Origin of the sequence: Streptomyces longisporoflavus, from assembly GCF_014649775.1 — a bacterium.
GTDB classification, from domain to species: domain Bacteria; phylum Actinomycetota; class Actinomycetes; order Streptomycetales; family Streptomycetaceae; genus Streptomyces; species Streptomyces longisporoflavus.
Genome location: NZ_BMTR01000039.1, coordinates 1 through 21,218 on the forward strand (window position 1 = coordinate 1; position 21,218 = coordinate 21,218).

2 protein-coding genes are annotated in these 21,218 nt (G+C 73.3%); both read right to left on the reverse strand.

Annotated elements, in window-relative coordinates:
- The coding region (locus tag IE226_RS39310; protein ID WP_444546092.1) for a type I polyketide synthase at nt 1–1,758 on the reverse strand (1,758 nt) is incomplete at its 3' end.
- A 148-nt stretch (nt 1,759–1,906) separates the two neighbouring features.
- On the reverse strand, nt 1,907–21,175 hold the full coding sequence (locus IE226_RS39315; protein ID WP_190086326.1) for a type I polyketide synthase: 19,269 nt from the start codon (nt 21,173–21,175) through the stop codon (nt 1,907–1,909).
- Nucleotides 21,176–21,218 lie beyond the last annotated feature (43 nt).

Sequence of the window (21,218 nt, forward strand, 5' to 3'; positions counted from 1 at the left end):
ACACTCATCCAGTACGGCATCCAGGGCATCGGCGAACACCGGGTACTGGTCGGCCAGTTCACGGCCCATTCCGAGCCGCTGCGAACCCTGGCCGGAGAACAGGAAGCCCAGCAGGCCGGGGACGACGGTGCCCGTCGCCACGCCCGGCGCCTGCTTGCCCTCGGCGAGCGCGGTGAGGGCGGTCAGCCGGGTGTCCTCGTCCTCCGCGATGACGACCGCGCGCTGTTCGAGTGACGCCCGCGTTGTCGCGAGGGAAAAGCCGATATCCCTGGGGTCCAGGCCGATGATGCCGGAGATCAGTCGCGCCGCCTGGTCGCTCAGGGCCTCGGCGCTCCGTGCCGACAGGACCCACGGCACCGGTCCTGCCGCGGCGGACGCCACCGACGGGGTCGAATCCTCGAACTCCGGGGCCTGCTCGATGATGGTGTGCGCGTTTGTGCCGCTCACGCCGAACGACGAGATGCCGGCCCGCCAGGGCTGCCCCGTCCGCGGCCACGCGCGGGTCTCCGTCAGGAGTTCCACCGCACCGGCCGACCAGTCGACGTGCGTGGACGGTTCGGTGACGTGCAGCGTCTTGGGCAAGACGCCGTGCCGCATCGCCATGACCATCTTGATGACGCCGGCGACACCAGCGGCGGCCTGGGTGTGGCCGATGTTGGATTTGATCGAGCCGAGCCACAGCGGCCGCTCGGCGGGGCGGTCCTGGCCGTAGGTGGCGAGGAGCGCCTGCGCCTCGATGGGGTCGCCCAGTCTGGTGCCGGTGCCGTGGGCCTCCATGGCGTCCACGTCGGCCGGGGTCAGGCCGGCGCTCGCCAGGGCCTGGCGGATGACGCGCTGCTGGGAGGGGCCGTTGGGCGCGGTCAGGCCGTTGGACGCCCCGTCCTGGTTGACGGCGGAACCGCGTACGACCGCGAGGACCTGGTGGCCGTGCCGCCGCGCGTCGGACAGGCGCTCCACCAGGAGCATGCCGACGCCCTCGCCCCAGCCGGTACCGTCGGCGCTGTCGGAGAACGCCTTGCAGCGGCCGTCGGGGGCGAGGCCGCGCTGCCGGCTGAACTCGATGAAGGAGCCCGGCGTGGACATCACCGTCACGCCGCCGACCAGCGCGAGTTCGCATTCGCCCTGGTGCAGGGCCTGGGTCGCCAGGTGCAGGGCGACCAGCGAGGACGAGCACGCCGTGTCGACCGTCACGGCGGGGCCTTCGAGGCCGAAGGTGTAGGACAGGCGACCGGAGATGACGCTCGCCGAGATGCCGGTGCCCGCGTATCCCTCGACCTCTTCCCGCGCGGCCATCAGCAGGGCCCCGTAGTCCTGGCCGTTGGTGCCGACGAACACGCCGGAGCGGCTGCCGCGCAGGGAGTTGGGGTCGATGCCCGCGCGCTCGAAGGCCTCCCAGGAGGTTTCCAGGAGCAGGCGCTGCTGCGGGTCCATCGCCGCGGCCTCGCGCGGGGAGATCCCGAAGAAGCCGGGGTCGAACTCCGTTGCTTCGTAGAGGAATCCGCCTTCGCGGGCGTAGGTGGTGCCGGTGTGGTCGGGGTCCGCGTCGTACAGGGACTGCAGGTCCCAGCCGCGGTCGGTGGGGAATCCGGCCACCGCGTCGGCGCCGGACTCGACAAGACGCCACAGGTCCTCGGGCGACGTGATCCCGCCGGGGAAGCGGCAGCTCATGCCGACGATGGCGATCGGCTCGCTGTCCTTCTCCTCGACCTCGCGGAGACGTTGCTTGGTCTGCCGCAGGTCGGCGGTCAGGCGCTTCAGGTAGTCGAGGACCTTGTCGTCGGTCGACATGTGCTTGTTACCCCTCTGGGTGAGAGTCCGTGCCCGTGGTGACGGGAGTCCGTACCGGCTGGTCAGGGTGGTGGGGTCGCACTCCCGCCGATCAGGGGCGGGAGCACGTTTCCGCTGGTCAGGACTTTCCGAGTTCCTCGTCGATGATGTCGAAGACGTCGTCGAGGGTCGCCGAGGTCAGATCGTCCGTCGGGGCCTCGGGTTCGCTCTCGTCCCAGGTGGACAGGAGCGAGCGGAGCCGCAGCCGGATGTCTCCGGCCAGGGCGTCGTCCGGGTCGAGTTTGGAGATGGTGACCGTGAGCTTGTTCAGTTCGCCGAGCACCTCGGCGGCGGGTGAGTTGTCGCCGGTGAGCACCGTGGTGCGCAGGTGGGCCGCGAGTGCCGCCGGGTTGGGGTGGTCGAAGACCAGGGTGGCGGGCAGGCGTGAGTCGACTTCGGCGTCGAGCCTGTTGCGCAGTTCCACGGCGGTGAGTGAGTCGAAGCCGAGCTCCTTGAAGGCCCGTTCCGCCTCGACCGCCTCCGTTCCCGGGAAGCCGAGCACGGCCGCGGTGTGGGTGCGGACGAGCTGCACCAGGGCGCGGTCCTGCTCGGCCTCGGTGAGGCCGGCGAGTCGTTGGGCGAGCGGGACCGCGGTGGTGCCGCCGTCGCCGGAGCGTGCCGCTCGGCGGGTGGGTGTGGGTACCAGGCCGCGCAGGAGTGGCCGCACCTGTCCGGGGTCGGCCCGCAGCGCGGTGAGGTCGAGGGCGGCGGGTACCGCGGTGGCGGTGCCGGTGGTCTGTGCCGCGTCGAACAGTGCCATGCCGGTCTCGTTGGACAGCGGGGTCATGCCGCCTCTGGCCATCCGCTGTACGTCGGCGTCGTCGAGGTGGCCGGTGATGCCGCTTGCCTCGGCCCACAGGCCCCACGCGAGGGAGGTCGCGGGCAGGCCCCGCGCGTGGCGGTGCTGGGCGAGCGCGTCGAGGAAGGCGTTGGCGGCCGCGTAGTTGCCCTGACCGGGGCCGCCGAACACGCCGGCGGCCGCGGAGAACAGTACGAACGCCGTCAGGTCGTGCTCCTTGGTCAGCTCGTGCAGGTGCAGTGCGGCGTCGGCCTTGGGTGCGAACACCGTGTCGATGTGCCGCGGGGTCAGGGACTCGATGACGCTGTCGTCGAGGGCGCCCGCCGTGTGGACGACGGCGGTCACGGGGTGCTCGGCGAGGAGCGCGGCGAGCGCGGCGCGGTCGCTGACGTCGCAGGCGGCGACGGTGACGCGGGCGCCGAGTCCGGCGAGTTCGCGGCGCAGTTCGTCCGCGCCCGGGGTGGCCGGGCCGCGCCTGCCGGTCAGGACGAGGTCCCGTACGCCGTGGCGGGTGACGAGGTGGCGTGCGGTCATGCCGCCGAGTACGCCGAGGCCGCCGGTGACGAGCACGGTGCTCTCGGGGGTGAACGCCGGCTGCCGGGGGGCGTCGGCGGGGGCGGCGAGCCGCGCGAGCCTGGCCACCGTGGCGGTGCCGTTCCTGATGACGACCTGCGGTTCTCCGGTCGCCACGGCGGCGGGCAGCCTGCGCGGCGACTTCTCGTCGCCGTCCACGTCGACCAGGACGAACCGCCCCGGGTGCTCCGACTGCGCCGAGCGCACCAGGCCCCACGCGGGGGCGCGTACCAGGTCGGGTACGCCGTCGTCGGGGCCCGCAGGTACCGCCCCGTTGGTGACGAGGATGAGCCGTGACGCGGTGAACCGGTCGTCCGCGAGCCACTTCTGGAGCAGGTCCAGGGTGTGGTGTGCCGCCTCGCGCGGGGTCGTCGCGCCCTCGCCGGGTGTCACGGCCACGCACCGCGGTACGGGCAGGCCCGCGTCGGCGGCGGCGAGGAGCGCGGCCAGGTCGGCGTGCTCGTCCACGGGTTCGCCCGCCGTGGTGAGCGCGTGGGCCAGGCGTGCGGTGTCGCCGCCGATGACGGCCCAGGTGCCGGTCTCGGGAGCGGCGTCGGGCATCGGTGCCCACGTGACCTCGAAGAGCGCGTCGCGGTGGGCGGAGCGCGCGGCGTCGAGCTGGTCGGCGGAGAGGGGGCGCAGGCTCAGTTCGTCGACGGCGGCGACCGGCTCGCCGGAGCTGTCGGCGACGAGTACGGCCACGGTGTCCACGCCGACCGGTGTCAGCCGGACCCGCAGGGACGTCGCCCCGGTCGCGAGGAGCCGCACCCCGGTCCACGAGAACGGCAGCAGCCCCTGCGAGCTCGTCGCGAGCCCGGTGGCGTGCAGCGCGGCGTCCAGGAGAGCGGGGTGCAGGCCGAAGCCGGTGTCGGTGAGGTCGTCGGGGAGGGTTACTTCGGCGAACACCTCGTCGCCCTTGCGCCAGGCGGCGCGCAGTCCCTGGAAGGCGGGGCCGTGGTCGAGGCCGGACGCGGTGACGCTGGCGTAGTGCTGTTCCAGGTCCACCGGTTCGGCTTCGCTGGGGGGCCAGGCCACGAGGTCGCCGGTGACGGGGGCCGGCTGGGGGGTCAGGGTGCCGGTGGCGTGGCGGGTCCAGTCCCCGCCCTCGTCACCGCGGGAGTCCACGGTGAACGCCCGCCCGCCGGACGCGTCGGGGCCGTCGAGGCTGAGCCGTATCTGGACGCCGTCCCGTTCGGGCAGCACCAGGGGCGCTTCGAGGACCAGGTCGTCCAGACAGGCGCAGCCGACGTGGTCTCCGGCGCGCAGCGCGAGGTCGACGTAGGCGGCGCCGGGGAGCACCGCGGTGTCCAGGACGCGGTAGTCGGTGAGCCAGGGGTGGGTGCGCGGGGACAGTCTGCCGCTGAACACCAGGGCCTCGGAGTCGGCGAGTTCGGTGACGGCGGCGAGCAGGGGGTGGTCCACCCGGCCGAGGCCCGCCGAGGTCACGTCGCCGGAGGCGGTGTGCGTCGTGGTGGGCCAGAAGCGCCGGCGCTGGAAGGGGTAGGTGGGCAGGTCCACGTGCCGGGCCTCGGGCAGCGGCCAGTCCACCCGGCCGCCGCGTACGAACAGTCGGCTCGCCGAGTTCAGGAGCCGGTCCTTGCCGCCGTCACCGCGCCGCAGCGAGCCGACGACCAGGCCGTCGTTTCCGGTCAGTTCGCCGAGACCGGCCACCAGGACCGGGTGCGGGCTGACCTCGACGAAGGTGGTGAAGCCCGCCGCCACGAGGCCGACGACGGCGTCCGCGAACTCAACCGTCTGCCGCAGGCTGCGGTACCAGTACGAGGCGTCCAGTTCGCGGGTGTCCAGCCAGCCGCCGGCCAGCGGCGAGTAGTACGGCACGTCGCCGGAGCGCGGTGTGACGCCCGCGAGGCCTTCCAGGATGTCCGTCTCGACCTGTTCGACGTGGTGGGAGTGCGGGGCGTAGTCCGCCTTGACCCGCCGCGCCCACACGCCCTGTTCGGCGCAGACGTCCATCAGCTCGTCCAGGGCGTCGATGTCGCCGGAGACGACGACGGAGGCGGGGCCGTTCACCACGCCGACGGTGAGCTGTCCGTCCCACCGGGTGAGGAGTTCGCGTACGTCGTCCACACCGAGCGCGAGCGAGACCATGCCGCCCCGGCCCGCCAGCGCGGTCAGGGCCTTGCTCCGCAGGACGGCGAGGCGGGCGGCGTCCGGCAGGGACAGGGCGCCCGCGACGCACGCCGCGGCGATCTCGCCCTGGGAGTGTCCCAGTACGGCGCTGGGTTCGACGCCCCAGGAGCGCCAGGTGGCGGCCAGGGACACCATCACCGCGAACAGGGCGGGCTGGACGACGTCGAGGCGTTCCATCAGGACGGGGTCCTGGATCGCGTCGATGAGCGACCAGTCGACGTGTTCACCCAGTGCCTCGGCGCACTCCTCCATCCGCGTGCGGAACACCGGGGAGGAGTCGAGGAGTTCCAGGGCCATGCCGACCCACTGCGTGCCGTGGCCGGGGAAGACGAACACCGTGCCGGTGCCGCGGTTGTCGGCCGTGCCGGTCACGACGTCGGGTGCCTCGCGGCCTTCGGCGAGGGCGGTGAGGCCGGCGCGGAAGTCCTCGCGGTCCAGGCCCACCACGACGGCCCGGTGGTCGAACACCGAGCGGGACCGCAGCGAGTGGGCGACGTCGGCGACCGTCACGGACCCGTCCCCGCGCCCGAAGTCGTCGCGGAGGCGCGAGGCCTGCTCCCGCAGGGCTTCGGCGGACCGCGCCGAGAGCACCCACGGCACGACGCCCGGTTCCGCGGGCGCGATGTCGGGGGACGCCGTTTCGGGGGCCTGTTCGATGATGGTGTGCGCGTTGGTCCCGCTGAATCCGAACGATGACACGCCGGCCCGCCGCGGGCGGTCGACGGAAGGCCACTCGCGCGGGTCGGTGAGCAGTTCCATCGCGCCCGCCGACCAGTCGACGTGCGTGGACGGCTCGGTGACGTGCAGCGTCTTGGGCAGGACACCGTGCCGCATCGCCATGACCATCTTGATCACACCCGCGACACCGGCGGCGGCCTGCGTGTGACCGAGGTTCGACTTCACCGAGCCGAGCTGGAGCGGCCGGTCGGCGGGTCGGTCCTGGCCGTAGGTGGCGAGCAGTGCCTGGGCCTCGATCGGGTCGCCGAGGGTGGTGCCGGTGCCGTGCGCCTCGACGGCGTCCACATCGGAGGGCGTGAGGCCCGCACTGGCGAGTGCCTGGCGGATGACGCGCTGCTGGGAGGGGCCGTTGGGGGCGGTCAGGCCGTTGGACGCGCCGTCCTGGTTGACGGCGGAGCCCCGTACGACCGCAAGGACCTGGTGGCCGTTGCGGCGGGCGTCGGAGAGGCGCTCGACGATCAGCATGCCGATGCCCTCGCCCCAGCCGGTGCCGTCCGCGCTGTCGGAGAACGCCTTGCAGCGGCCGTCCACGGACAGTCCGCGCTGCCGGCTGAACTCGATGAACGCGCCCGGCGTCGACATCACCGTCACACCGCCCGTGAGGGCCAGTTCGCACTCGCCGGAGCGCAGGGCCTGCACCGCGAGATGCAGGGCGACCAGCGACGACGAGCACGCCGTGTCCACGGTCACCGCGGGACCTTCGAGGCCGAACGTGTACGACAGGCGGCCGGACATGACGCTCGCCGCGCTGCCCGTGGCCACGTGCCCGCCCACGTCCTCCACGGCATCGCCGAGTACCAGGCCGTAGTCCTGCACGTTGGAGCCGACGAACACGCCGACGCGCTCGCCGCGGACCGCGTCCGGATCGATGCCGGCCCGCTCGAAGGCCTCCCAGGAGGTCTCCAGGAGCAGCCGCTGCTGCGGGTCCATTGCCAGCGCCTCACGGGGTGAGGTTCCGAAGAAGGTCGCGTCGAAGTCCGCCACGCGGTCGAGGAAGGCACCTCTGCGTGAGTACGTCGTGCCGATGCCCGCGGGGTCCGGGTCGTACAGGGCCTCGATGTCCCAGCCGCGGTCGGTCGGGAACTCCGACACCGCGTCCCCGCCCGACATGAGCACCTGCCACAGGTCCTCCGGGCTCCTCACGCCGCCGGGGTAGCGGCACGCCATCGCCACGATCGCGATCGGCTCGTCGGACGCGGCCGACGGCGCGGCGGCCGGTGCCAGGGGTGTTTCGCCGTGCGGTTCCACGACGGCCGACAGCAGGTGGTCGGCGAGCGCCGCGGGGGTGGGGTAGTCGAAGACCGCGGTCGCGGGCAGGGTGAGGCCGGTCGCGGCCGTCAGCGCGTTGCGCAGTTCCACGGCGGTCAGCGAGTCGAAGCCGAGGTCGCGGAAGGCCCGTTCTGCGTCGACGGCACCGGCCGTAATGTGCCCCAGGACTTCGGCCGCCTGAGCCACCACCAGAGTACGCACCAGTTCGCCCTGCTTGGCCGCGTCGAGGCCGGTGAGCCGGGCCCGCAGCCGCGCCCCCTCCGTGTCGGAGCCGTCCGCTTCGGCGGGCCCGTCGGGACCGTCGTCCCGGCTCGCGACGGCGTCACGGGCTTCGGGCAGGTCGGCGAGGAGCGGGCTGGGCCTGGCGATGGTGAACGCGGGCGCGAACCTCTCCCAGTCGACGTCCGCCACGACGGTGCTCGCCGTGCCGGCGCCGACCGCGTCGGCGAGGGCGCCCACCGCGAGCTCGGGCGGCAGGGTCAGGAGCCCGCGCCGCGAGAGCTGCCGCTGTGCCTCGTCGTCGGCCATGCCGCCGCCGCCCCAGGGACCCCAGGCCACGGCTGTGCCGGGCAGTCCGCGGGCGGTGCGGTGCTCGGCGAGCGCGTCGAGGTAGGCGTTGGCCGCGCTGTAGCCGACCTGGCCGCCGCTCCCCCAGATGCCGGCGATGGAGGAGTAGCACAGGAAGGCGTCGAGCGGTGTGTCCGCGAGCAGTTCGTGCAGGTGCGCGGCGCCCGCGACCTTGGCGCCGACCACGTCCGCGAAGCGTGCGAGGCCGGTCTCCTGGACGGGGGTGCTGTCGTTGAGTCCGGCGGTGTGCACGACGGCCGAGACCCGGTCCCCGGCGGCGGCGAGGCCGTCGAGGAGCGCGGCCAGCGCTTCCCGGTCGGCGATGTCGACGGCGGCGACCGTGACGCGGGCGCCCAGCTGGGTGAGCTCGGCTTCCAACTCCGCGGCGCCGTCGGCCGCACCACCCCGGCGGCTCACCAGCACGACGTGCTCGGCGCCGTGCGCGGCCGACCAGCGCGCGGCCCGTGCGCCGAGGGCGCCGAGACCGCCGGTCACCAGGACGGTGCCGCGCGGCGTCCATCGCGATCCGGAGCCGGTCCGGTCGGCCCTGCGGAGCCGGCGCGTGAACACTCCGGTCCCGCGTACGGCGACCTGGTCCTCCGCCCCGCCGAGGAGCCCGCACAGCCGTGCGGCCACCCGCTCGTCCACCGTCTCCGGCAGATCGGCCAACCCGCCCCAGCGCGTGGGGTGTTCGAGCGCCGCGGCCCGGCCGAGGCCCCACACCATCGACTGCGCGAAGCCCGTGACGGTGTCGTCCGCGACCGCGGCCACCGCACCGGAGGTGACACACCACAGCGGCGCCTGTACGTCGGTGTCGCCGAGCGCCTGCACCAGCGCGAGGGTGGCTGCCACCCCGTTCGGCACCGCGGGGTGGTCTGCGTGCGGCGACTCGTCGAACGCAAGGAGCGACAGGACCCCGCCGATCTCCTCGTCCCGCGCGAGGGCCTGGCCGAGGGCTGTGCGCAGCGCGTCGGCGAGCCCCGCCCGATCCGTTCCTTCGACCTCGACCACGGCGAGCGCGAGGCCGCTGCCGGCCAGCAGTTCACTCACCGCGCGGGCCCGCTCGTCACCGGCGAACGCCACGGCCAGCCAGGTGCCCGCGGGAGGTGTCGTCGCCGGAATCCCGACGGGCCTCCAGCCGACGGTGTAACGCCACTGGTCCAGCGTCGACTTCTCGTGGCTCCGGCGCCGCCACGACGTCAGGAGCGGCAGCACGGCGCGGAGCGAGTCGGTCGCCCCGTCATCGGTGATGCCCAGGGACGCCGCGAGCGCGGTCGCCTCCTCGCTCTCCACCGCGGCCCAGAACCGCGCCTCGTCCGCGTTCGGCGCGGCCTCGGCGACGGAGGCTGGGGCGTCCATCCAGTAGCGCCGGTGCTGGAAGGCGTAGGTCGGCAGGTCCACCCGCCGGGCGCCACTGCCCGCGAAGTACGCGGCCCAGTCGACCGCCACGCCCCGCGTGTGCAGGGCGGCGACCGCCGTCACGAGCGCGGCCTCCTCGGGCCGCTCAGCGCGCAGCGCGGGCAGGAACACCGCGTCGGGCGCACAGCCCAGCCCCAGCGCGGCCAGGGTGCCACCGGGGCCGACCTCGACGAACGTGGTCACGCCCTCGTCCGTGAGTGTGCCGACGGCGTCGGCGAAGCGGACGGAGTCGCGTACGTGCCGCACCCAGTAGTCGGGGGAGGTGAGTTCGTCGGCGGTGGCTCGGGTGCCGGTCAGCGTCGAGACGATCGGGATGGCGGGTGCCTCGTAGGACACCCCTTCAAGTACCCGGCGGAAGTCGTCGAGGATCGGGTCCATCAGCGGCGAGTGGAAGGCGTGACTGACCCGGAGTCGGGACGTCTTCCGGCCCGCCGCACGCCACTTCTCCGCGACCGCCTCGACATCGGCGGCTACACCGGAGATGACCACCGAGGTGGGTCCGTTGACCGCCGCGATGCCGACCGTCTCCGACAGGTCCGGGGCGATCTCCGCCTCCGACGCTTGCACCGCCACCATCGCACCACCCGCAGGCAGCACCTGCATCAGCGCACCCCGCGCGGACACCACCTTCACCGCGTCCGCCAGCGACCAGACACCCGCCACATGCGCCGCCGCCAGCTCACCGATCGAGTGACCCGCCAGCATGTCGGGGCGCACACCCCAGCTCTGGAGAAGACGGAACAGAGCGACCTCGACGGCGAACAACGCGGGCTGTGTCACCCCCGTCTCGTTCAGCGCGTCGGCGTCCTCGCCGAACAGCACCTCACGCACGCGCGGATCACACTCGTCCAGTACGGCGTCAAGGGCATCCGCGAACACCCCGTAACGCTCGGCCAGTTCACGACCCATGCCCAGCCGCTGCGAACCCTGGCCCGAGAACAGGAAGCCGAGTCGTCCGGGTTCGCCGGCGACCGCGCTGACCACGGCGCCGTTTGTCCGGCCCTCGGCCACTGCCGTCAGGGCCGCAAGGAACTCCGATCGGTCGGCGGCGACCACCACCGCACGGTGGTCCAGCGCTGTCCGCGAGGTCGCGAGCGAGTAGCCGACGTCAAGGGGCTCGTGCTCGTCCACGAGGGACAGCAGGCGCTCGGCCTGTCCCCGAAGGGCACCCTCGTCGCCCGCCGAAAGCACCCAGGGCACCAAGCCGCCACGCACCCGCTGGGAAGCCTCTTCCGGCTCGACGCCGGGGGTTCGCAGGGCATCGGTGGCTTCCGGGGCCTGCTCGATGATGGTGTGCGCGTTAGTTCCGCTGAAACCGAACGACGACACACCCGCACGCCACGGCCGGTCCCCGACCGGCCACTCACGCTCCTCCGACAACAACTCCACCGCACCCGCCGACCAGTCCACGTGCGGCGACGGCTCATCGGCGTGCAAAGTGCGCGGCAGCACACCGTGCCGCATCGCCATCACCATCTTGATCACACCCGCCACACCGGCGGCGGCCTGCGTGTGACCGATGTTCGACTTCACCGAACCGAGCAACAGCGGCCGGTCGGCCGCACGGTCCTGCCCGTAGGTCGCAAGGAGCGCCTGCGCCTCGATCGGGTCACCCAGCCTCGTCCCCGTACCATGCGCCTCGACCGCGTCCACATCCGACGGCGCCAGGCCCGCACCGGCGAGTGCCTGGCGGATGACGCGCTGCTGCGAGGGACCGTTGGGGGCGGTCAGACCATTGGACGCCCCGTCCTGGTTCACGGCGGAACCCCGTACGACCGCGAGCACCGGGTGCCCGTTGCGCCGCGCGTCCGCCAGACGCTCGACGAACAGCATGCCCACGCCCTCGCCCCAGCTGGTGCCGTCGGCACCGGCTCCGAAGGCCTTGCACCGGCCGTCCTGCGACAGTCCGCGCTGACGGCTGAACTCGATGAACGCACCCGGCGTCGACATCACCGCCACACCACCGGCGAGCGCCATCTCGCACTCACCGGAACGCAGCGCCTGCACCGCCAGGTGCAGGGCGACCAGCGACGACGAGCACGCCGTATCCACCGTCACCGCGGGTCCCTCGAAGCCGAACGTGTACGACAGGCGGCCCGAAGCCACGCTGGCCGCGTTGCCTGTCGCCACGTAGCCGCCCACGTCCTCGCCCGCGCCGCCGAGGACGAGGCTGTAGTCCTGGGCGTTGGAGCCGACGAACACGCCGACGCGCTCGCCGCGCAGCGACGCCGAGTCGACTCCGGCGCGTTCGAGGAGTTCCCAGGAGGTCTCAAGGAGCAGGCGCTGCTGCGGGTCCATCGCCAGCGCCTCGCGCGGCGAGATCCCGAAGAAGCCGGCGTCGAAGCCGCTCACGTCCGACATGAAGGCGCCGGACCGCAGGTAGGTGGTTCCCACGGAGTCCGGGTCGGGGTCGTACAGCGCCTCGACGTCCCAGCCGCGGTCGGTCGGGAACTCCGTGACCGCGTCCCCGCCCGCCCTGAGGAATTCCCACAAGTCCTCGGGGCTCGCGACACCGCCGGGGAACCGGCACGCCATCGACACGATCGCGATCGGCTCGTCGGTCACACCCCGGGCAGCGGCCGGGGCGTGGGAGGCGGGTGTCGCGTCCGTGCCGCACAGCTCGACGCGCAGGTAGGCGGCCAGGGCCGCGGCCGTCGGGTAGTCGAAGACCAGGGTCGCGGGCAGGGCGATGCCGGTGGCGTCGCGGAGCCTGGTGCGCAGTTCGACGGCCGTCAGGGAGTCGAAACCGAGCTCCTTGAACGCGCGCGTCGGGGGTAAGGCGTCAGCGGACACGTGGCCGAGCACCGCGGCTGCCTCGTGGCGGACCAGCTCGGTGAGGTGGCGTTCCTGCTCGGCCTCGTCCAGAGCGGCCAGGCGCTGCGCGAGCTCCGACGTGCCGACCTGTCCCGCGGGAGCGGCGTCGAACAACGCGCGTACGCCGGGGAGTTCGCCGAGCAGGGCGCTCGGCCGCTGTGCCATGAACGTCCCGGCGAACCGGGTCCAGTCGACGTCGGCGACGACGATGTTCCCGTCACCGCGCTCCAGAGCGGTGGCGAGAGCGGCGACCGCCACGTCAGGGGCCATGGTCCCAAGGCCCCAGCGGTGCAGCTGGGTGGCCTGCGCGTCGGTCGCGACCATGCCGCCGCCGCCCCACGGGCCCCACGCGACGGCTGTGGCGGGCAGGCCCGCGGCCCTGCGGTGGTCGGCGAGGCCGTCCAGGTAGGCGTTGGCAGCCGCGTACGCGCCCTGCCCGCTGCTGCCCCAGACGCCGGCGATGGAGGAGAAAAGGACGAACGCGTCCAAGGGCGTGTCGGCGAGCAGTTCGTGCAGGTTCCGCGCGCCGTCGGCCTTGGCCGTCAGCACGTCGGCGAACCCGGTGAGGTCGTCCGGGTCGAGGTCGGCGAGGGCGGCGGAGCGTTCGATGCCCGCGGCGTGGAAGACCGCGGTGAGCGGGAACTCGGCGGGAACCGAGGCGAGTACGTCAGCCAGCGCGTTCCGGTCAGCCGCGTCACAGGCCGCTACCGTGACCCGGGCGCCGAGTGCGGTCAGCTTTGCGCACAGCTCGTCCACGCCCTCGGCGGCGGGGCCGCGCCTGCTGGTCAGGAGCAGGTGTTCGGCGCCCTTGCCGGCGAGCCACCGGGCGACATGCGCGCCGAGGGCTCCGGTGCCGCCGGTGACAAGGACAGTGCCACGCGGCGACCAGCTCTCTTCGGCTGCCTCGCCCACCGGGGCGGGCACCAGCCTGCGGCTCAGCACCTTGCCGCCGCGCAGCGCGATCTGGTCCTCGCCGCCGGTTCCGGCGGCCCCGGCCGCCGCGAGCACGGAGGCCAGCAGCTCGCCGGTCTCCTCCCGAGTCTCGCCCGCCGTGACATCCCGCGTCTCGGGCAGGTCGATGAGACCGCCCCAGCGGCCGGGCTGCTCCAGGGCGGCCACCCGCCCAAGGCCCCACAGCATCGACTGCTCGAACCCGGTGACCGCGTCACCGGTGCCGGTCGAGACCGCGCCCGACGTCACGCACCACAGCGGCACGTCCACATCGCCGAGCGCCCGCAGCAGACGGACCGTGGCGGCGACACCCGCGGGCACGGTCGACCCACCCGCGTCGGCGAGACCGAGCAGCGAGACCACGCCGGCCAGGACCGACGGCTCCCCCAACTCCCTTTCCCAGTCGGCGCCTCGCGGGTCCACGTGCAGGACACGCACGTCCGCGCCGTTGCGTGTCAGCGCGTCGCCGACCCACTCGGCACGCTCCTCACCGGCCGCCGCGACGACCAGCCAGACACCGTTCAATCGCCGGCTACCGACGGTCACCGGACGCCAGTCGACGCGATACCGCCACCCGTCGGCCGTGGACCGGTCACGCTGCTTCCTGCGCCACGCGGAGAGGCTGGGGAGCACGGCACTCAGCGGGTCGTCGGACGACACGCCCAGCGTACGGGCGAGATCCGCGATGTCACCCTCCTCCACGACCTCCCAGAACCGCGCCTCCTCCGGCGACACCCGCTCAGTGCCCCGGGCGGCGTCCGGGGTATCCAGCCAGAAGCGCTCACGCTGGAAGGCGTACGTCGGCAGGCCCACGCGCCGGGCACCACGGCCGGCGAAGAACGCGGCCCACTCGACCTCGACACCCCGTACGTGCAGTCGGCCGACAGCCGTCGTGGCGGCCACCGCTTCGGGACGGTCGCCGCGCAGCACCGGTACGAAGACCGCGTCCGGCGCGGACTCCTGGCCCAGCGCGGCCAGGGTGCCACCGGGGCCGACCTCGACGAACGTGGTCACGCCCTCGTCCGTGAGCGTGACCACGGCATCGGCGAACCGGACGGACTCGCGTACGTGCCGTACCCAGTAGTCGGGGGAGGTGAGTTCGTCGGCGGTGGCTCGGGTGCCGGTGAGCGTCGAGACGATGGGGATGGCGGGTGCCTCGTAGGACACCTCTTCGAGCACCCGGCGGAAGTCGTCGAGCATCGGGTCCATCAGCGGCGAGTGGAAGGCATGACTGACCTTCAGACGCGACACCTTGCGGCCTGCCTCGCGCCACTTCTCCGCGACCGCGTCCACATCGGCGGCCACACCTGAGACGACGACGGAGGTGGGTCCGTTGACCGCCGCGATGCCGACCGTCTCCGACAGGTCCGGGGCGATCTCCGCCTCCGACGCTTGCACCGCCACCATCGCACCACCCGCAGGCAGCACCTGCATCAGCGCACCCCGCGCGGACACCACCTTCACCGCGTCCGCCAGCGACCAGACACCCGCCACATGCGCCGCCGCCAGCTCACCGATCGAATGACCCGCCAGCACGTCGGGGCGCACACCCCACGACTCCAGGAGCCGGAAGAGAGCCACCTCCACCGCGAACAGCGCGGGCTGCGTCACCCCCGTCTCGTTCAGCGCCTCGGCGTCCTCGCCGAACAGCACCTCACGCACCCGCGGGTCACACTCATCCAGTACGGCATCCAGGGCATCGGCGAACACCGGGTACTGGTCGGCCAGTTCACGTCCCATGCCCAGCCGCTGCGATCCCTGCCCCGAGAACAAGAAGCCCAGCAGCCCGCCCGTGACGGCGCCCGTCACCACCCCCGCCGCCTGTCTGCCCTCGGCGAGCGCGGTGAGGGCGGCCAGCCGGGTCTCCTCGTCGTCCGCGATGACGACCGCACGCTGCTCCAGCGACGCCCGCGTCGTCACGAGCGAGAAGCCGACATCCACGGGATTCAGGTCGACCGCGTCGCAGAGCAGCCGTGCCGCCTGCTCCCGCAGGGCCCCGGCACTTCGGGCCGACAGCACCCACGGCACCGGTCCGGCGGGAGCGGCGGCGACAGCGGGAGCCGGCTCCTCGACCGTCGGGGCCTGCTCGATGATGGCGTGGGCGTTCGTACCGCTGAAACCGAAGGACGACACACCCGCACGCCACGGCCGGTCCCCGACCGGCCACTCACGCTCCTCCGACAGCAACTCCACCGCACCCGTGGACCAGTCCACGTGCGGCGACGGCTCATCGGCGTGCAAAGTGCGCGGCAGCACACCATGCTGCATCGCCATCACCATCTTGATGACGCCCGCGACACCGGCGGCGGCCTGCGTGTGACCGATGTTGGACTTCACCGAACCGAGCAGCAGCGGCCGGTCGGCGGGGCGGTCCTGCCCGTAGGTCGCAAGGAGTGCCTGCGCCTCGATCGGGTCACCCAGCTTCGTGCCCGTACCATGCGCCTCGACCGCGTCCACGTCGGACGGGGACAGGCCGGTGGTCTCCAGCGCGGCGCGGATGACGCGCTGCTGCGAGGGACCGTTGGGGGCGGTCAGGCCGTTGGACGCGCCGTCCTGGTTGACGGCGGAACCCCGTACGACCGCGAGGACCTGGTGCCCGTGGCGCCGCGCGTCCGACAGGCGCTCCACGAGCAGCATGCCGATGCCCTCGCCCCAGCCGGTGCCGTCAGCTTCGGCTCCGAACGCCTTGCACCGGCCGTCGGCCGCCAGTCCGCGCTGACGGCTGAACTCCACGAAGGCCGCGGGCGTGGACATCACCGTCACACCGCCCGCGAGGGCCAGTTCGCACTCTCCCGTCCGCAGCGCCTGCACGGCGAGGTGCAGGGCGACCAGCGACGACGAGCATGCCGTGTCCACGGTCACGGCGGGGCCTTCGAGGCCGAACGTGTACGACAGGCGGCCGGAGATCACGCTGGCCGCGCTGCCTGTGCCGAAGTAGCCGTCGACGCTCTCGGGGGCGGCCGTCATCAGCGTCGTGTAGTCCTGGCCGTTGGTGCCGACGAAGACACCGGACCGGCTGCCGCGCAGCGTTGTCGGGTCGATGCCCGCGCGTTCGAAGGCCTCCCAGGAGGTTTCCAGGAGCAGGCGCTGCTGGGGGTCCATGGCCAGCGCCTCGCGCGGCGAGATCCCGAAGAACGTCGGGTCGAAGTCGGCGACGCCGTCGAGGAAGGCGCCCCTGCGGGAGTACGTGGTGCCGACGCCCGCCGTCTCCGGGTCGGGGCTGTACAGCGCCTCGGTGTCCCAGCCGCGGTCGGCGGGGAACTCCGTCACGGTGTCGCGGCCCGACAGCAGGACCTGCCACAGGTCCTCGGGGCTCGCCACGCCACCGGGGAACCGGCAGGCCATGGCCACGATCGCGATCGGCTCATCGCTCACACCGGTCACGCCCGAGACGGTGCCGGTACCGGAGGCGGCGGGCGCCGTGCCCGACAGGGCCACACGCAGGTGGGCGGCCAGGTCGGCGGGCGTGGGGTAGTCGAAGACGACGGATGCGGGCAGGCCGATGCCGGTGGCCTCGCTGAGGCGGGCGCGCAGCTCCACGGCCGTCAGGGAGTCGAAACCGAGTTGTCTGAACGCGCGCTTCGCGGGGAAGGCGTCGGTGGACGCGTGGCCGAGTACGGCGGCGGCCTCGGAGCGGACAAGGTTGGTGAGGTGGCGTTCCTGCTCGTCCTCGTCCAGAGCGGCCAGGCGCTGCGCGAGCTCTGACGTGCCGCCCTGTTCCGCGGGAGCGGCGTCGAACAACGCGCGCACGTCGGGGAGTTCGCCGAGCAGGGCGCTCGGCCGCTGCGCCGTGAACGTGCCGGCGAACCGGGCCCAGTCGACGTCGGCGACGGTGACCTTCGTGTCGCCGTGTGCGACGGCGGAACCGAGGCCGGCGAGCGCCACGCCGGGGTCCATCGTGAGGAGGCCGAGGCGCTTGAGGTGCGCGGCCTGCCCGGAGTCCTCGACCATGCCGCCGCCGCCCCAGGGCCCCCACGCGACGGCCGTCGCGGGCAGGCCCGAGGCTCTGCGGTGGTCGGCGAGGGCGTCCAGGTAGGCGTTGGCGGCGCCGTAGGCGGCCTGGCCGCCGCTGCCCCACACTCCGGCGATGGAGGAGAACAGGACGAACGCGTCCAGGGGCGTGTCGGCGAGCAGTTCGTGCAGGTTCCGGGCGCCGTCGGCCTTGGCCGCGAGTACGTCGGCGAACCCGGTGAGGTCGTGCGGGTCGAGGTCGGCGAGGGCCGCCGGGCGCTCCACGCCCGCCGTGTGGATGACGGCGCTGAGCGGCGGCAGGCTCTCCAGCATCGCCGCGACGGCGTCCCTGTCGGCCACGTCGCAGGTGGCGAACGTGACGCGCGCGCCGAGGCCGACGAGCTCCGCCTCCAGGCCTTCGGCCCCTCGGGCGGCCCGGCCGCGGCGGGCGGCCAGCACGATGTGCTCGGCTCCGTGCGCCGCGAGCCAGCGCGCCACGTGGCCGCCGAGCGCGCCGGTACCGCCGGTGACCAGAACGGTGCCGCGCGGCGACCAGCTCTCCTCGGAGACCTCGCCCAGCGGGGCGGGCACCAGTCTGCGGCCGAGGACCGTGTGGTCGCGCAGGGCGATCTGGTCTTCGCCGGACGCGGCGACGGCTGAGGCGAGGAGGTCCCCGGTCCGCTCGTCCCACGCCTGCGCCTGCGCCTGCGCCTGGGGCAGGTCGATCAGGCCGCCCCAGCGCCCGGGGTGCTCCAGCGCGGCGGCCCGGCCCAGGCCCCAGAGCATCGACTGCTCGAACCCGTTGACCGCGTCGTCGGCGCCGGTCGAGACCGCGCCCGACGTCACGCACCACAGCGGGGCGTCCACGTCGCCAAGTGCTTGGAGCAGACCGATCGTCGCCGCGACACCGGCGGGTACGGGCCCCTCGCCCGCGTCGGCGAGGCCCAGCAGCGAGACCACGCCGCTCAGCGGCGGCAGTTCCGCCAGCCGCTCCGCCCAGTCGACCGTCCCGGCCCCCGGGTCAACGTCAACGTGCAGGACGTACACCTCGTCCGCACCGTTCCGCGTCAGCGACGCCCGTACCCACTCGGCGCACTCGTCGCCGGCCGGCGCCGCGACCAGCCAGGTACCGGCCGGTCGGCGCGTCCCGGCGGGCACCGCACGCCAGTCGACCCGGTACCGCAAGGCGTCGGCCGTCAGCCGGTCCCGCTGCTTCCTGCGCCACGCGGACAGGCGGGGCAGTACCGCGCTCAGCGGGTCGTCGGACGACACGCCCAGCGTACGGGCGAGGTCCGCGGGGTCACCCTCCTCCACGGCCTCCCAGAACCGTGCCTCCTCCGGCGAAGTACGCCCGGTGCTCTCCTCGGCCGCAGGGGCGTCCAGCCAGTAATGCTCGCGCTGGAACGCGTACGTCGGCAGGTCGACCCGCCGGGCCCCGCTGCCGTCGAAAAGGGCGGCCAGGTCCACCGGGACGCCGCGTACGTGCAGTTGGCCGATGGCGGTGGTCAGAGCGGCCAGTTCGGGGCGGTCGCCACGCAGGGAGGGTACGAAGGCAGCCTCCGGGGCGTTGACCTGACCGAGCCCGGAGAGCACGCCGCCAGGCCCGATCTCCAGGAAGACGTCAACGCCCTCCTCGCGCAGCTCCGTGACCGCGCCGTGGAAGCGTACGGCCTCGCGCACGTGCCGCACCCAGTACTTCGGCGAGGTCAGCTCATCGGCGCTCGCGCGGACGCCGGTCAGCGTCGAGACGAGCGGGATCGACGGCGCCTCGTACGACACGCCCTCAAGGACCCGGCGGAAGTCGTCGAGCATCGGCTCCATCAGCGGCGAGTGGAAGGCATGACTGACCTTCAGGCGCGACACCTTGCGGCCCGCCGTACGCCACTTCTCCGCGACCGCGTCCACATCGGCGGCCACCCCGGAAACCACCACTGAGCCGGGGCCATTGACGGCGGCCAGGCCAACCGTCTCCGACAGATCCGGGGCGATCTCCGCCTCGGACGCCTGGACCGCCACCATCGCACCACCGGACGGCAGCGCCTGCATCAGCGCACCACGCGCTGACACCACCTTCACCGCATCGGCCAGCGACCAGACACCCGCAACGTGGGCCGCCGCCAGCTCGCCGATCGAGTGACCGGCCAGCACGTCGGGGCGCACACCCCAGGACTCCAGGAGGCGGAACAGCGCCACCTCGACGGCGAACAGCGCCGGCTGGGTCACCCCGGTCTCGTTCAGCGCGTCGGCATCCTCGCCGAACAGCACCTCACGTACCCGCGGGTCACACTCATCCAGTACGGCATCCAGGGCATCGGCGAACACCGGGTACTGGTCGGCCAGTTCGCGACCCATTCCCAGCCGCTGCGAACCCTGACCCGAGAACAGGAAGCCCACCCGGTGCGGTGTCGCCTCGCCCAGGAGGACGCCGGGGGCGCCGCGTCCCTCGGCGAGGGCGGTGAGCCGGTCGGTGGTGGTGCCGCGGTCCTCGTCGGCGAGGACTACGGCGCGGTGCTCGAAGAGGGACCGTGTGGTGGCCAGCGAGAAGCCGACGCCCGCGGGGTCGAAGCCGGCGGAGGCCGTCACGGCGGACCGCAGACGGTCGGCCTGCGCGCGCAGTGCGTCGGGGGTCCTTGCGGACAGCACCCACGGTGTGACGGCGGGAGCCGACCGGTCGGTGGCCGTGGCGGAGGCGGAGACCGGCGTGTCTCCGTCGGTCGTGGCCAGGTCGAGTGCGGGGGCCTCTTCCAGGATGACGTGGGCGTTGGTGCCGCTGACGCCGAAGGAGGAGACACCCGCGCGGCGCGGTTCGCCGGTCCGGGGCCACGGCCGTTCCTCGGTGAGGAGCGCCACGGTGCCCGCCGACCAGTCGACGTGGCTGCTGGGCTCGTCGACGTGCAGGGTCCTGGGCAGCACGCCGTGCCGCATCGCCATGACCATCTTGATGATGCCGCCGGCCCCGGCCGCCGCCTGGGAGTGGCCGATGTTCGACTTCAGCGAGCCGAGCCACAGCGGGCGGTCCTCTTCGCGCTCGGCGCCGTAGGTGCCGATCAGGGCCTGGGCCTCGATCGGGTCGCCGAGGGTGGTGCCGGTGCCGTGCGCCTCGACCGCGTCCACCTGCGCGGGGGTGAGCCGGGCGCCGGCCAGGGCCTGGTTGATGACCGCCTGCTGGGCGGGGCCGTTGGGCGCGGTCAGGCCGTGGGACGCGCCGTCCTGGTTCACCGCGGAGCCGCGGATGACGGCGAGGATGGGGTGGCCGTTGCGCTGGGCGTCGGACAGGCGCTCCACCAGGAGCATGCCGACGCCCTCGCCCCAGCCGGTGCCGTCGGCGCTGTCGGAGAAGGCCTTGCAGCGGCCGTCGACGGACAGGGCGCGCTGCCTGCTGTACTCGACGAAGGTGCGCGGGGTGGACATGAAGGTGGCACCGCCCGCGAGGGCGAGGGAGCATTCGTCGCGGCGCAGCGCCACCATCGCCAGATGCAGGGCGACCAGGGACGACGAGCACGCGGTGTCGACGGTCACGGCGGGGCCGAGGAGGCCGAGGGTGTAGGCGACGCGGCCCGAGGCGATGCTGCCCGCGCTGCCGTTGGCGAGGAAGCCCTCGAAGCCTTCGGGTGCCCGGGGCAGCCGCGTGGCGTAGTCGTTGTACATGACGCCCGCGAACACACCGGTCTTGGTCTCCCTGGCCTGCGCCGGGTCGATTCCGGCGCGTTCGAACGCCTCCCAGGACGTCTCCAGGAGCAGCCGCTGCTGGGGGTCCATGGCCAGTGCCTCGCGCGGGCTGACCCCGAAGAACGCGGGGTCGAAGCCGGTGGCGCCCTGGAGGAATCCGCCGTGCCGGGTGATCGAGGTGCCCGCGTGGTCCGGGTCCGGGTCGTAGAGGCTTTCGACGTCCCAGCCGCGGTCGGCGGGGAACTCGGTCACCGCGTCGCGGCCCTCGGCCACCAACTGCCAGAGGTCTTCGGGTGATTCGATGCCGCCGGGGTAGCGGCAGCTCATCCCGATGATGGCGACGGGCTCGTTCTCCCGCTCCTCGACCTCGCGCAGGCGTCGGCGTGCGGTACGCAGATCGGTGGTGGCCCGCTTGAGGTAATCGCGGAGCTTGTCCTCGTTCTGCATCTGACGTGTGCTCCTTACGGCGGTGCGGGGGAGATCGTTGCGG